The organism is Brevundimonas sp. BAL450, from assembly GCF_015767455.1.
GTDB lineage: Bacteria > Pseudomonadota > Alphaproteobacteria > Caulobacterales > Caulobacteraceae > Brevundimonas > Brevundimonas abyssalis.
Window position 1 is genome coordinate 37564 of the sequence record NZ_JADWOW010000026.1, and the last position, 14550, is coordinate 52113.

Below are 14550 nucleotides of genomic sequence, written 5' to 3' on the forward strand. Positions count from 1 at the left end.
CCGCCCCTCCGCGGTTCAGATCACAGAAGGTCGCGCAGATAGGCGACCAGCGGTGCGTCGGCGGGGGGCATGGGATAGTCCGACATGCGGTTCGGCCTGACCCACGCCAGGGCGGCGTGCTCATGGCGTGTCACCGCACCCTCCCAGCGTCTGCACAGATACAGTGGCATCAACAGGTGAAAGGATTCGTAAGCGTGGCTGGCGAACACGAACGGGGCCAGGCAAGCCTCCTTCGTCTCGACGCCCAGCTCTTCGCGCAGTTCGCGGATCAGGGCCGCTTCGGGCCGCTCGCCAGGCTCCACCTTGCCGCCGGGAAACTCCCATAGCCCCGCCATCTGCTTGCCCTCGGGCCGCTGGGCGATCAGCACCCGGCCGTCGGCATCGATCAGGGCGGCGGCGACGACGAGGAGGGTGGGTAGAGGGGTGCTCACGAGCGGTAATCGCCGTTGATCTCGATGTAGCCCTTGGTCAGGTCGCAGGTCCAGACGGTGGCCGCGGCCCGACCCGAACCCACGTCGACCGTGATCTCCAGCTCGGGCTTCTTCATGTAGGCGCTCATCTTCGCCTCGTCGTAGTCGGACGCCGGCGCCCCGTCCCGCGCGGCCCAGTGCGGCCCGAAGCGGATCGACAGGCGGTCGCGGTCCACCGGCTCGTCGGTCTTGCCCACGGCCATGACCACCCGGCCCCAGTTGGCGTCCTGGCCCGCGATGGCGGTCTTGACCAGCGGGCTGTCGGCGATGGAGCGGGCCAGCTTGCGCGCCGAGCCGGGCGAGCGGGCGTTCTCCACCGTCACCTTGACGAATTTGGTCGCGCCCTCGCCGTCGCGCACCAGCTGGTGGGCCAGGTCCAGCATCACCGCGTCCAGCGCCTTCGAGAAGTCCGCCAGCCGCCGGTCGCCCACCCGCCCGATGCGCGGCGCGCCCGAGGCGCCGGTAGCGAACAGCAGGCAGGTGTCGTTGGTGGAGGTGTCCCCGTCCACGGTCACGCTGTTGAAGGTGGTGCGCACATGCAGGTTCAGCAGGGCGCGCAGCACATTGGGGTGGATGTCCGCATCGGTGACGATGAAGGCCAGCATGGTGGCCATGTCCGGGGCGATCATGCCCGAGCCCTTGGCGATGCCGGCGATGCGCACCGTCACGCCCTCGATCTTCGCCTCGGCGAACGCACCCTTGGGGAAGGTGTCGGTGGTCATGATGGCCTGGCCGGCGGCGGCCCAGCCGTCGGCCGTCAGCCCCGCCTCGATGTCGGCCATGCGCGCGGCGATCTTGCGGTCGTCCAGCACCACCCCGATCACCCCGGTGGAGGCCAGCATCACGTCGCGCTGGCGGCAGTCGAAGCGCTTGGCGGCCGCCGAGGCCGTGCGCCGCGCCGCGTCGGCCCCCGCCTTGCCGGTGAAGGCGTTGGCGCAACCGGCGTTGATCACCAGGGCGCGCACATCCTGGCCCCCGTTGTCGGATTCCAGATGCCGGCGGCACCAGTCCACCGGCGCGGAGCCCACCTGATGCCGGGTGAACACGCCCGCGCAGCTGGTTCCCTCGGCGAAGCGGAACACCGTCAGGTCGTGGCGGTCATGCTTGTAGAAGCCCGCCCGTGCGGTGGCGATCTCCACCCCCGCGATGGGCGGGATGGCGGGGAAGGGCACGGCCAGCGGCGACACAGCCAGCCCGGGCTTGCCTGTCTTTGCGGGCGTCGCGGGCGTCGCCCTGGCGGGCGTCACCCGTTTCAGGGCCGAAGCGAACGGATCCAGCGCCTTTTCGATGGAGGTGGAGACGCCCTTGCGGGGCGAAGGGGTCTTGCTCACGCGGCGTCCTCGGTCTGGGGCGTCTGGGCCTCTGCAGCGGCCGGCGGGGCGGAGTCCGGCTCCTCCGGGGCGCCCGGCACGGCCAGGGGGTCCCCGGTCAGCATCACCTCGACCTCGGCGCGGCCGCGCAGCTGCTCCAGCAGGCGGCGCACCTCCTCATAGGTCAGATAGCGCACGATCTGGGGCCGGGCCTGCTCCAGCGTCGGGGGCGTCTCGCGCCGGCGGTCCTCGACCCGCAGCACGGCCCAGCCGCCCTCGGCCTCGAACGGCCCCACCGTGTCGCCCGCCGCGGCGTCGCGCAGGGCGGCCGCATAGACGGCGGGCATCACGTCCAGGGTGGCGTAGCCAAGGTCGCCGCCCGAGAAGCGGGTCGCCTCGTCGGTGGAGCGCTGCATGGCCAGCTGCTCGAAATTGGCCCCGGCGGCCAGCATGCCGCGCACCGCGTCTGCGTCCTCACGCGTGGCCGACATGATCAGGCGCAGCCGGATCTCCTCGGAGTTCCGGGCCAGGCGCAGCTGCTCCTGGTACAGGGTCTGAACCGCCTCGTCGGAAATGGCCCGGTTGACCGTGGTCTCCACCAGCATGTCGCCCAGGATGCGCTCGCGCGTCGCCTCCAGCCGCCGCTGGGCCAGCGGACTGTCCGCCAGACCGCGCCGGTCCGCCTCGCGCGCCAGCAGCTTCTGGTCGATCACCTCGTCCAGCACCCGGCGGAACAGGTCCGAGGTCACGTCCAGCGGCTCGCCCTCGCCGATCAGGCCCTGGGCCACCGCCTCGCGCTTGACGTCCGACGCCCAGATGGCGGCCCCCTCGACCCGGGCCACGGCCCGGTCGCCCGGCTCGGGCGGGGTTTCGTCCCCGGCGCCGCGGCCGCAGGCCGCAAGCGTCAGGACCAGCATCAGGACAGTGAAAGGACGAAGGGTCTGACCCATGAGGCGCTCCTCGAATCCGGGTCTGCGGGACCCTTGCCGGGACCGTGCCGCAAAAGCCCTCGCGTTGACAGGGGATAGGCCGGTGCTTAAGTCTCGCCCGCGCCCAAGTCGAGGGGTTTTCGATGGATCGCGCGGCCTCGAATTCCCTTGCGGGCGTGGCCGCCGGGGTCCTTCGCACCTCCGGCCCCCGGCGTCGTCCGCCGACCCTCCCTGGGCCCTCACCTAGCAGAACGAGCGCCCGCTCGACCGCCTGACCGGATTTTTCATGCTCGGCTTCGCCAAAAAGTTTCTCGGCTCCTCCAACGACCGCCAGGTCAAGTCCTTCATGGCCCAGGTCCAGCGCATCAATGCGCTGGAGTCCAAGATGGAGGCGCTCAGCGACGACGAACTGCGCATGATGACGCAGATGTTCCGCGACCGGGTCGCCGGGGGCGAGAGCCTGGACAAGATCCTCAACGAAGCCTTCGCCGTGGTGCGAGAGGCCTCGAAGCGGGTGCTGGGCCAGCGCCAGTTCGACGTGCAGCTGGCCGGCGGCATGATCCTGCACAAGGGCGGCATCGCCGAGATGCGCACCGGCGAGGGCAAGACCCTGGTGGCCGTGGCGCCCGTCTATCTGAACGCCCTCAGCGGCAAGGGCGTGCACGTCATCACCGTGAACGACTATCTGGCCCGCCGCGACGCCGAATGGATGGGCCGGGTCTACCGCTTCCTGGGCATGGAGGTCGGCGTCATCGTCAACGGCCTGTCCCAGGGCCAGCGTCAGGCGTCCTACGCCGCGGACATCACCTACGGCACCAACAACGAGTTCGGCTTCGACTATCTGCGCGACAACCTGGTCTATGACCGGCGCGAGATGGTCCAGCGCAGCCACCACTTCGCCATCGTGGACGAAGTGGACTCCATCCTCATCGACGAAGCGCGCACGCCCCTGATCATCTCAGGCCCCACGGACGACCGGTCGGAGCTGTATCTGATCATCGACGGCATCGTGAAGGAGATGATCCAGGACGAGACCACCTTCGATCACGACGAGAAGCAGCGTCAGGCCCTGCTGTCCGAGATCGGCTCGGAACGGGTCGAGGACATGCTGCGCGAGCGCGGTCTGCTGGTCGAAGGCACCGTCGACCTCTACGAAGCCGCCAACGTCTCCCTGGTGCACCATGTGAACCAGGCCCTGCGCGCCAACACCCTGTACCATCGGGACAAGGACTACATCGTCAAGGGCGGGGAGATCCTGCTGATCGACGAGTTCAACGGCCGCATCATGCAGGGCCGCCGCCTGTCCGAAGGCCTGCACCAGGCCATCGAGGCCAAGGAGGGCGTGAAGATCATGCCCGAGAACCAGACCCTGGCCTCGGTCACGATCCAGAACTATTTCCGCCTCTACGAAAAGCTGTCAGGCATGACCGGCACCGCCGCCACCGAGGCGTCGGAATTCCACGACATCTACAAGATGGACGTGCTGGAGGTGCCGACCCACCGGCCGATCCTGCGCATCGACCACGACGACGAGGTCTACCGGACCGCCGCCGAGAAATACCTGGCCGTCGCCCAGACCATCGCCGACCGTCACGCGGCGGGCCAGCCGATCCTGGTGGGCACCGTCTCCATCGAGAAGTCCGAAAAACTGTCCGAGCTGCTGCAGACCCACGCCTGGGAAGCCGAGGTCTGGCGGCTCAAGCCCGAGGCGCTGGAAAAGGCCAGTCAGCTGGCGGGCGGGCGGCGCATCAAGCCGATCTGGACGCGCACCGAACTGGAGACCGATCCCACCGGCGTCAAGCTGCTGGACAAGCTGGGCGTGGACGCCTTCACCGTCGAGAAGAAGAGCGGCAAGGGCGTGCCGCACAATGTGCTGAACGCGCGCCACCACGAACAGGAAGCCTTCATCGTTGCCGACGCGGGCCTGCCCGGTGCGGTGACCATCGCCACCAACATGGCCGGCCGCGGCACCGACATCCAGCTGGGCGGCAACCTGGAGATGCGCATGTCGCGCTGGACCCAGGAACAGCGCGCCATGGGCAATGAGATCACGCCCGAACTGGAGGCCGCCGAGTCCGCCCGCCTCCAGGCCGATATCGAACAGCACAAGCAGGCGGCCCTGGAGGCCGGCGGCCTGTTCGTTCTGGGCACCGAGCGCCACGAAAGCCGCCGCATCGACAACCAGCTGCGCGGCCGGACCGGCCGTCAGGGTGACCCCGGCACGTCGAAATTCTACCTGTCCACGGACGACGACCTGCTGCGCATCTTCGCCGGCGACCGCCTGGCCTCGATCATGGAGACCTTCAAGGTCGCCGAGGGCGAGGCCATCAGCCACTCGTGGCTGAACCGCGCGGTGGAGACCGCCCAGAAGCGGGTCGAGCAGCGCAACTACGAAATCCGCAAGAACCTGCTGAAGTACGACGACGTCGTGAACGACCAGCGCAAGGCGGTGTTCGAGCAGCGTCAGGAATTCCTCGACACCGAGGACCTGTCCGAGCTGGTGGGCGAGTTCCGCAAGGACACGGTGTCGGACATCGTGGAACAGCACATGCCGCCCAAGGCCTATGCCGAGCAGTGGGACATCGACGGGCTCGAGGAGGATGTGGTCAAGACCCTGGGCCTGGACGTCCCGGTGCGCGAATGGGCCGCCGAGGAAGGCGTGTCCAACGAGGAGATCGAGGAGCGGCTGCAGGCCGCCGCCGAGGCCCGTGCGGTGGAGCGCGAGGCCCAGATCGGCGCCGGCCAGATGCGCGGCCTGGAGCGCCAGTTCCTGCTGCAGATGATCGACATGCAGTGGCGCGAGCACCTGGTCCATCTGGACCACCTGCGCGGCGTCATCGGCCTGCGCGGCTACGGCCAGCGCGATCCTCTGAACGAGTACAAGACCGAGGCCTTCTCGCTGTTCGAGACGCTGCTGACCAATCTGCGCCACAACGTCACCCGGTGGGTCATGACGGTGGAGTTCCGCTTCGAGGCGCCGCCCCCGCCCGCCGGCGACTTCCAGGAGATTCACCTCAATCCGCTGACCGGCGAGAACGAGATGAAGAACCCGGCGGCCCAGAACCCTGAAGGCGCCCTGTCGGGCGACGACCGCGCCCGCCTGCCGGTGGACGCCCTGCCCCCGGGCTGGGAGCGCACCAGCCGCAACGCCGACTGCCCCTGCGGCTCCGGCCGCAAGTTCAAGCACTGCCACGGCGCGCTGGTCTAGACAGCGGGGCCCTCTCCCCGTGAGGGAGAGGGCAACCCCTACCCCTTGCGCAACCCGCTGATGGTGCGGTTGGGAGCGATGTCCTCGGCGTCGGTGATCAGGTGGATCAGGGCGGGCTGGGTCTTCGCCGCCGCGCGGGCCGCCGTCAGGGCCGAGGGGAAATCCTCGGTCCGTTCACAGCGCACCCCGAACGCGCCGAAGGCCTCGGCATATTTCACGAAGTCCGGGTTCTTCAGGTCGGTGGCGATGACCCGGCCCGGATAGTGGCCTTCCTGGTGCATGCGGATGGTGCCGTACGTCCCGTTATCCACCACCACGGTGATGATGTTCAGCCCGTGCTGGACCGCCGTGGCCAGCTCCTGGGCCAGCATCATGAAGTCGCCGTCGCCGGCGATGCAGATGACCTCGCGGTCCGGATGCACGGCCTTGGCCCCGATGGCGGCGGGAAAGCCGTAGCCCATGGCCCCCGAGGTGGGCGCCAGCTGGGTGCGGCACGCCTTGTGGCGATAGAAGCGGTGCAGCCAGGCGGCGAAATTGCCCGCCCCGTTGGTGACCACGGCGTCGGGCGGCACGGCGTCGTTGAGATGCGCCATGCATTCGCTCATGTTCACCGCGCCGGTGACCGGGACCGGGGTGGAGAACGCCTGATAGTCCCCGTGACCGATCGCGGCCTCGTCATGCCAGGTGCGGCCCGGATCGATCTCTGAAAGCGCCAGGGCGGCAAGGGAATTGTCCGCCGCCGCCGACAGCAGGGTCGGCCAGACCCGGCCCAGCTCCTCGGGGCCGGGGTGGATATGGATCAGCCGGTCGGCCAGACCCTCGCGCTCGAACAGGGTGTAGCCCTGGGTGGGGTTTTCGCCCAGCCGGGCGCCGACGGCGATGATCAGGTCCGCGCCTTTCGCCCGGGCGATCAGCTTCGGATTGCAGCCCAGACCCAGGTCGCCCACGTAGCAGGGGTGGTCGTTTTTCAGAATGTCCTTGCGCCGGAACGACAGACTGACCGGCAGGCCGATGCGCTCGCACCACCCTGCCACCGCGTCCGAGGCCTCCTGTGTCCAGCCGGACCCGCCCAGCACCAGCAGGGGGCGTTCGGCCTTCGCCAGCGTCTCGCGCACCTGCGCCACAAAGGCGGCGGGCAGGGCCGAGCGCGCGGGCGTTACGGCGCGGACCGGGGCCGGTCCGCCGTCGTCGTGCAGGATGTTCTCGGGCAGGGCCACGACCACCGGGCCCATGCGGCCCTGAAGGGCGGTGGCGAAGGCGCGCTCCACGATCTCGACCGTCCGGGCAGGCGTCTCGATCTCGGTGGCCCATTTGGCCAGGCCGCCGAACACCTCGCGGTAGTCCACCTCCTGAAAGGCGCCACGTCCCCGATCGGTCAGGGCGATCTGGCCCACGAACAGGATCATGGGCGTGGAGTCCTGATGCGCCGTGTGCACGCCGATCGAAGCATGGGTGGCGCCCGGCCCGCGGGTGACCATGCAGAGGCCCGGCTTGCCGGTCAGCTTGCCATAGGCCTCGGCCATGTTGGCGGCGCCCGCCTCGTGGCGGCAGGTGACGACCCGAATCTGGTCCTTCACGTCGGCCAGGGCGTCCAGAACGGCCAGATAGCTTTCGCCCGGCACGCAGAACACGGTGTCGATGCCGTTCACGACGAGGGTCTCGACGAGGCGGCGGGCGGCGGTGCCTTGCGGCTGGGAGCGGGTTTGCGTCATGGCCACGGTGACTAGCAGATCGCGTGCGGCGGCGCCTATTGCGCTTGCGGAACCCACGGCGAAGCTGGACATTCCGCTATCGAATTTTCGTGGAGATTTCCCATGCGCAAGATCGCCGTACTCGCCATCGCCGCCCTCACCCTGACCGTGTCCGCCTGCAACACCGTGCGCGGCGTGGGCCAGGATCTGGAGGCCGCAGGCCAGGGCGTGCAGTGCACCGTTCAGGGCAGCTGCTGATCGCTCAGTAGCCCACGCCGGTCAGATACAGGCCGCAGGACGGGGCCACGGGGCCGCAGGCGGCGCGGTCACGCGCGTCCAGCGCCGCGCGCACGTCCTCGAGGGTCCAGCGGCCGGCGCCCACCTCGGCCAAGGTGCCGGTCATGGAGCGCACCTGCCGGTGCAGGAACGACCGGGCCGCGAAGGTCAGGTGAACCTCCTCGCCGGTGCGGGTGACCCGGGCCACGTCCAGGGTCTTCTCCGGCGACTTCGACTGGCAGTTCACATCGCGGAAGGTGGTGAAGTCGTGGTGGCCCACGAAGACCTGCGCCGCGGCCTGCATGGCGTCCACGTCCAGCGGCTTCTTCACATGCCACACCCGGCCCTTGTCGAGGGCGGGCGGGGCCGGGCGGTTGAGGATGCGGTACAGATAGCGCCGCTCGCGCGCCGAGAACCGGGCGTGCCACTCCTCGCCCCGGTCATCCAGCCCGCCGATCTCGCAGGCCAGCACGGACACGGGCGCCGCGATCATGTGCGCGTTGAGCGCGTTCATCACGGTCCGGGCGGGCCAGTCCCTGTCCAGGTCCGCGTGCACCACCTGACCTGTGGCGTGGACGCCGGTGTCTGTCCGCCCCGCGGCCTGCAACCGGATGGCCTGGCCGCAGAAGGCCAGAATCGCCGCTTCCACCACCCCCTGCACCGTCGGCAGGTTGTCCTGGGCCTGATAGCCGTTGAAGACCGAGCCGTCGTACTCCAGCGTCAGACGATAGCGCGGCATCAGCCCAGCACCGTTCCTGACGCGATGGCGTAACCGCGCACAAACTCCTCGGTCGCCTGCGCCCCCTTGCCCTCGCGCTGGACCCGCGCCAGGCGCACCGCGCCGGTCCCGCAGGCGATCAGAAGACGGTCGTCCAGCGCGTGTCCGGCCGGGCCCGAGCCATCCTCTACGCGGGACATCAGCGCCTTGATGCGGGCGCCGTCCGGCCCCTCGAACCAGGCGCCGGGGAAGGGTGAGAGGCCGCGGATGTGACAGTCGACTTCGGCCGCCGGACGGGACCAGTCGATGCGCGCCTCAGCGGGGGTGATCTTTTTCGCATAGGTGGGCTCGCCCGTCTGTTCCACCGGAGTTGCGCCCCCGCGCTCGATGGCCGCCAGAGCGCGGGGCCACAGCCCGGCGCCAACGTGGGCCATGCGGTCCGACAGGGTGGCGGCGGTATCGTCGTCGCGAATGTCCATAACCTCGGACAGCAGGATCGGGCCCTCGTCCAGACCTTCGGACATGCGCATGATCTGAACGCCGGTCTGGCGGTCGCCGGCCATGATGGCGCGCTGGATGGGCGCCGCGCCCCGCCAGCGGGGCAGCAGGCTGCCGTGCAGGTTGAAACAGCCCAGACGCGGCGCCTCCAGCACCCCGGTCTTGAGGATCTGGCCGTAGGCCACCACCGCCGCCGCATCCAGATCCAGCGAGCGGAAGGTCTCGATGGCGTCGGGCGCCTTCATGCTGTCTGGCGTGAACACCGGCAGGCCCATGCTCTCGGCGAAGGCGTGGACCGGCGAGGAGGTCAGCTTCTGGCCTCGCCCCCGGGGCCGGGGCGGCTGTGAATAGACGGCCACGATCTCGTGTCCGGCGGCGATCAGCTCGGCCAGCGACGGCACGGCGAAGTCGGGGGTTCCCATGAAGGCGATGCGCATGGCGGGGCTTTGCCTCATGCGGACGTCCGCCACAAGGCGAGGGGCGGCGGCGCTCCACCCTGATCACCGCCGCGCCGGGACGATCCCGACGCGGCGGCGGATCCGGATCAGGCCGCGCGGCGCAGGGCCGGGGCCAGGTCGAAGCGGTCGGCGTTCATGACCTGCACCCAGGCCGCGATGAAGTCCTTGACGAACTTCGCCTTGGCGTCCGAGGCCGCATAGACCTCCGACAGGGCGCGCAGCTGCGAGTTGGAGCCGAACACCAGATCCGTACGGGTGGCGGTCCACTTCTCTTCGTGGGACTTGCGGCAGGTGCCGAGGAAGACCTCGTCGCCCCGGTCGTCCACTTCCTTCCAGGCCGTACCCATGTCGAGCAGGTTGACGAAGAAGTCGTTGGTCAGCTGACCGGGACGGTCGGTGAGCACGCCGTGCTTCGAGCCGCCATGGTTGGCCCCCAGCACCCGCAGGCCGCCCACCAGAACCGTCATCTGCGGGGCGCTGAGGCCCAGCAGCTGGGCCCGGTCGATCAGCACTTCCTCGGTCGGCACGGTGTAGCGCACGCCCAGATAGTTGCGGAAACCGTCGACCTTCGGCTCCAGAACGTCGAAGCCGTCGGCGTCGGTCTGTTCGGCGCTGGCGTCGGTGCGGCCGGGGGTGAAGGGAACCTCCACCTCGTGACCCGCGGCCTTCGCCGCCTGCTCGATGCCGACGGAGCCGCCCAGGACGATCAGGTCGGCGATGGAGACCTTGCGGCCGCCCGCGGCCGAGGCGTCGAAGTCGGCCTTGATGCCTTCATAGACCTGCAGAACCTTCGCCAGCTGCTCCGGCTGATTGACCTTCCAGCTGCGCTGCGGCTCCAGACGAATGCGGCCGCCGTTGGCGCCGCCCCGGTGGTCCGATCCGCGATAGGTCGAGGCCGATGCCCAGGCGGTGGTGACCAGCTCGGACACGCTCAGGCCCGAGTCCGCGATCTTGCCCTTCAGCGTCCTGATGTCGTTGGCGTCCACCACCGGGTGGTCCAGCGGCGGGATGGGGTCCTGCCAGATCAGGTCCTCGGCCGGGACTTCCGGGCCCAGGTAGCGGGCCTTGGGGCCCATGTCGCGGTGGCACAGCTTGAACCAGGCGCGGGCGAAGGCGTCGGCGAACTGGTCCGGATTGGCGCGGAAGCGCTCGGAGATCTTGCGATACTCCGGGTCCATCTTCATGGCCATGTCGGCCGTGGTCATCATGGTCGGGACGCGCTTGCCAGGGGTGTGCGCGGCCGGGGCCAGCGTGTCCTCGGGATTGCCGACCGGCTGCCACTGCTGCGCGCCCGCCGGGCTGCGGACCAGTTCGTACTCGTGGTCCAGCAGCATCTCGAAATAGGTCATGTCCCACTGGATCGGCGTGGGGGTCCAGGCGCCTTCGAGGCCCGAGGTGATGGTGTGGTCGCCCATGCCGCTCTCGTGGCCGGACTGCCAGCCCAGGCCCTGCTGGGCGATATCGGCGCCCTCGGGCTCGGCCCCGATCTTGGAGGCGTCGCCGGCCCCGTGGCACTTGCCGAAGGTGTGGCCGCCGGCGGTGAGGGCGACGGTCTCCTCGTCATTCATGCCCATGCGGGCGAAGGTCTCGCGAATGTCGCGGCCGGACTGGAGCGGGTCGGGATTGCCGCCCGGGCCTTCCGGATTGACGTAGATCAGACCCATCTGGATGGCGGCCAGCGGGTTCTCAAGCACCATTTCCTTGTCGGGCTGGATGCGGGTCGGGGCGCCTTCCGAGCCGACCCACTCCTCCTCGGTGCCCCAGTAGATGTCCTTCTCGGGCTCCCAGATGTCAGCGCGGCCGCCGCCGAAGCCGAATACGGGCCCGCCCATGGATTCAATGGCCACATTGCCGGCCATGATCATCAGATCCGCCCAGGACAGCTGGGCGCCGTACTTCTGCTTGATGGGCCACAACAGGCGCCGGGCCTTGTCCAGATTGGCGTTGTCCGGCCAGCTGTTCAGGGGTGCGAAGCGCTGCGAGCCCGAGCTCGAGCCGCCGCGGCCGTCGCCGGTGCGGTAGGTGCCGGCCGAATGCCAGGCCATGCGGATGAAGAAGGGGCCGTAGTGGCCGTAGTCCGCCGGCCACCAGGGCTGGCTGTCGGTCATCAGGGCGTGCAGGTCACGTTTGACCGCATCATAGTCCAGGGCCTTGAAAGCCTCGGCGTAGTCGAAGTCGTCGCCCATGGGATCGCCGTTGATCCCCTGCTGATGCAGAATCTCCAGCGAAAGCTGGTTGGGCCACCAATCACGGTTGGTGCGTCCCAGCAGGGAGCGCATGGCCCCTTGCTTCTTCATCGGGCAACCGCCGTCCTGTTCACCGTCCATGATTTTCCTCCGTTTATCGCTGGTCAGGCCGCAACCCTAGGCCAGGCGAGCGCAAAAGGAAAATCGATAAACTTTTTCTCCAGTGATCAAAAAATCTATGGGGAGGCGCAGACGAGGCCGGCGCGGGAACGGGACCGGGAAAAGAAGAATGGCGCACCCGACAGGATTCGAACCTGTGACCCCTGCCTTCGGAGGGCAGTACTCTATCCAGCTGAGCTACGGGTGCGTGAGCGGGCGCAGGGCCCGTCGCGAGGGCGGTGCTTACAGCATGGGCGGCAGGCGCTCAATCCGCAAATCGCGCGGCGCGTTGTTCGCTGCGGACTTGGCGGGAGGTGGGGCGCGGCCTAGCCTGTGCGAAAGATCATATGAAGGAGACGCGCCATGAGGCGGACCCGCATCATCGCCGCCCTGTGCCTGACGGGCGCCCTGGGCCTGGCCGCCTGCTCCGGACGCGGCGACGACACCCTGAACGCCATCGCCCAGGACTATGTCATCATGACCCTGGAGATCGGCGAACGGGAAGACGGCTATGTGGACGCCTATCATGGTCCGCCGGAATGGGCCGAAACGGCGCGGACCAATCCCCGCACTGTGGAGCAGCTGCGCGCCGCCGCCGCCGCGCTGTCCCAACGTCTGGAGCAGTTTCCCACGCGCGGATTGTCCGACGAGGAGGTCCAGCGGCGGGCCTATCTGATCGCCCATGTGAACGCGGCCAACACGCGCCTGCGCATGATCGCGGGCGAGGAGCCGGCCTTCGCCGACGAGGCCGAGGGCCTGTTTCGGCGTCCGGCCCGACACGCCGCCCCTGTCCGCCTATGACGACACCCTGGCGCGCATCGACGCCCTGATCCCGGGCGACGGACCGTTGCATGAGCGGGTGGCCGCCTTCCGGAACGACTACGTCATCCCGACGGACCGGCTGGATGCCGTGATGCGCGCTGCCATCGACGAGTGCCGCGCCCGCACCGTGCGCCATTTCGACCTGCCCGAGAACGAGCGCTTCACCCTGGAGTTCGTCACCGATCAGCCCTGGTCCGGCTACAACTGGTATCAGGGCGACGCCGTCAGCCTGATCCAGATCAACACCGACTTGCCCATCTATATAGACCGGGCCGTGGATCTGGGGTGTCACGAGGGCTATCCCGGACACCACGTCTACAACGCCCTGCTGGAGCGCACCTTCGTGGACGAGAAGGGCTGGATGGAGATGAGCGTCTATCCGCTCTACAGCCCCATGTCCTTCATCGCCGAGGGCAGCGCCAACTACGGCATCGACCTGGCCTTCCCCGGCGAGGAGCGCGTGCGGTTCGAGCGCGAGGTTCTGTATCCGCTCGCCGGGCTGGATCCCGCGACCGCAGAAGCCCAGGCCGAGCTGCTGGGCCTGATGCGGGGCCTGCAGCGGGCGGAGTACACCATCGCGTCAGACTATCTGGCCGGCCGCATCGACCGTGACACGGCGCTGGACCAGCTGCAGGCCTATTCCCTGGTGGCCCGCGACAGGGCCGAACAGAGGCTCAGCTTCATCGAGCGCTATCGCAGCTACGTCATCAACTACGGCCTTGGCCGCGACATGGTGCAGGCCTGGATCGAGAGTCAGCTGGGTGATCGCTGGGAGGTGACCGAACAATTGCTGTCCTCCCAGACCCTCCCGACTGATCTCTCCAGATAAGACCGCCTGCGGTCAGACGGCGTCAGTTGCCCGTACGGCCGCTTTACGGTATCGAGACTGTGACGTCACTCACGCCCTGAAGGCTCGATTTTCGGCCGCTTGGGCGTTTTGTGTTGGAATGGCGCCACAGTTGTCGCAATCCCGGCTTATTACAGGGAACCGCACGGCCCGTGGCTCGTTCGGTCGGTTCGAGCACCGCGCAATGCGTCGGGGTTTGGGCAAACATTTTTTAGACGATGAGGATCCAAAATGAAGTTGAAGCTTCTCGCCGGTGTTGCGGCGGCAGGGCTCTTCGCGGCGACCAGTGCGTCGGCGGAGCCGGACGGCTGGTATGGCGCGATCGACCTGGGCGGTCACTGGATGGAGGACGGCATCAACGCTCGTTCCGACGCCGGTCCGGCCTGGGAATGGGAAGTCAATGACGGCTGGGCCGCGTTCGCGCGCCTCGGTTATCGGCTGAACCCCAACTGGCGTGTGGAGCTGGAAGGCGGCCATCGCTCGGGCGACATCGGCACTGTTCGCCGGTTCACCGACGCGGTTCCGTCCGGCCTGTGCAACCTGACGCCGGCCACCGGCCCGTGCCACTCCCCCGAGGGTGACATCGAGTCCAAGACCCTGTTCATCAACGCCATCTACGACATCGGTTCGCCTGACTGGGCCTTCCGTCCGTTCGTGGGTCTGGGCGTCGGCGCGAACATGGTTTCGATCGACACCATCGGCAATCTTCGTGGTGACCGTTCGGCCACCCTGGCGGCCGACGACGACACCACCGAGCTGGCCTTCCAGGCCCTCGCCGGCTTCGCCTGGGCCGTTGGCGAACGCGCCAACATCGACCTGACCTACCGTTACCTGACCGGTGACACCAGCTGGGACACGACCACGGTCGGCGCTCCGGCTCTGGGTTCGTTCGAAGGCGACTACGACTTCAGCCACACGGTGACCGTGGGTCTGCGTTATGCGTTCGGTCCGGTCGCGGCGCCTCCGCCGCCTCCCCCG

The 14550-nt window shown here is 68.5% G+C and carries 12 protein-coding genes and 1 tRNA gene; 5 read left to right on the forward strand and 8 right to left on the reverse strand.

The genetic code is table 11. The features are described 5' to 3' along the window. Positions 1–20: 20 nt before the first annotated feature. From IWC96_RS00880 to IWC96_RS00890, 3 genes are read right to left on the reverse strand one after another with little or no spacing between them, the layout of a single operon-like run. Positions 21–431: a (deoxy)nucleoside triphosphate pyrophosphohydrolase gene (locus IWC96_RS00880; RefSeq protein WP_021696217.1), complete on the reverse strand. Its 411-nt coding sequence runs from the start codon at positions 429–431 to the stop codon at positions 21–23. After that, positions 428–1801, reverse strand: a complete 1374-nt coding sequence (gene argJ / locus IWC96_RS00885; protein WP_021696218.1) for a bifunctional glutamate N-acetyltransferase/amino-acid acetyltransferase ArgJ — start codon at positions 1799–1801, stop codon at positions 428–430. The genes IWC96_RS00880 and argJ overlap by 4 nt, the downstream gene beginning before the upstream one ends. Further along, complete coding sequence (locus tag IWC96_RS00890) at positions 1798–2730, reverse strand: peptidylprolyl isomerase (protein ID WP_021696219.1); 933 nt, start codon at positions 2728–2730, stop codon at positions 1798–1800. The genes argJ and IWC96_RS00890 overlap by 4 nt, the downstream gene beginning before the upstream one ends. Before the next feature lie 265 nt (positions 2731–2995). Here IWC96_RS00890 and secA point away from each other — a divergent pair, with 265 nt between their 5' ends. Then, positions 2996–5917, forward strand: a complete 2922-nt coding sequence (secA, locus tag IWC96_RS00895; RefSeq protein ID WP_021696220.1) for a preprotein translocase subunit SecA — start codon at positions 2996–2998, stop codon at positions 5915–5917. Positions 5918–5955: 38 nt separating this feature from the next. Here the strand turns inward: secA and IWC96_RS00900 are convergent, their stop codons facing one another. Continuing rightward, positions 5956–7701, reverse strand: a complete 1746-nt coding sequence (locus IWC96_RS00900; RefSeq protein WP_231378741.1) for a thiamine pyrophosphate-binding protein — start codon at positions 7699–7701, stop codon at positions 5956–5958. Between the two features lie 30 nt (positions 7702–7731). On the opposite strand from IWC96_RS00900, the gene IWC96_RS00905 reads away from it, so the two are divergent. After that, complete coding sequence (locus IWC96_RS00905; protein ID WP_021696249.1) at positions 7732–7866, forward strand: entericidin A/B family lipoprotein; 135 nt, start codon at positions 7732–7734, stop codon at positions 7864–7866. Between the two features lie 4 nt (positions 7867–7870). Here IWC96_RS00905 and truA read toward each other — a convergent pair whose 3' ends face one another. From truA to IWC96_RS00925, 4 genes are all read right to left on the reverse strand, one after another. Then, complete coding sequence (gene truA, locus IWC96_RS00910) at positions 7871–8623, reverse strand: tRNA pseudouridine(38-40) synthase TruA (protein ID WP_021696250.1); 753 nt, start codon at positions 8621–8623, stop codon at positions 7871–7873. Continuing rightward, positions 8623–9537, reverse strand: a complete 915-nt coding sequence (gene fmt / locus IWC96_RS00915; protein ID WP_021696251.1) for a methionyl-tRNA formyltransferase — start codon at positions 9535–9537, stop codon at positions 8623–8625. Before fmt ends, truA begins: the two co-directional genes overlap by 1 nt. Positions 9538–9644: 107 nt before the next feature. Beyond that, positions 9645–11885, reverse strand: a complete 2241-nt coding sequence (gene katG / locus IWC96_RS00920; RefSeq protein ID WP_021696252.1) for a catalase/peroxidase HPI — start codon at positions 11883–11885, stop codon at positions 9645–9647. A 149-nt stretch (positions 11886–12034) separates the two neighbouring features. After that, positions 12035–12111: transfer RNA gene (locus IWC96_RS00925), tRNA-Arg, on the reverse strand. Positions 12112–12266: 155 nt separating this feature from the next. Between IWC96_RS00925 and IWC96_RS15855 the strand changes: the two genes are divergently transcribed. The 3 genes from IWC96_RS15855 to IWC96_RS00935 form a co-directional block, all read left to right on the forward strand. After that, positions 12267–12704, forward strand: coding sequence for a hypothetical protein (locus IWC96_RS15855; RefSeq protein WP_231378742.1), 438 nt, complete (start codon positions 12267–12269; stop codon positions 12702–12704). 46 nt (positions 12705–12750) lie between these two features. After that, positions 12751–13554: a hypothetical protein gene (locus IWC96_RS15860; protein ID WP_231378743.1), complete on the forward strand. Its 804-nt coding sequence runs from the start codon at positions 12751–12753 to the stop codon at positions 13552–13554. 249 nt (positions 13555–13803) lie between these two features. Continuing rightward, the coding region (locus tag IWC96_RS00935; RefSeq protein ID WP_196838195.1) for an outer membrane protein at positions 13804–14550 on the forward strand (747 nt) is incomplete at its 3' end.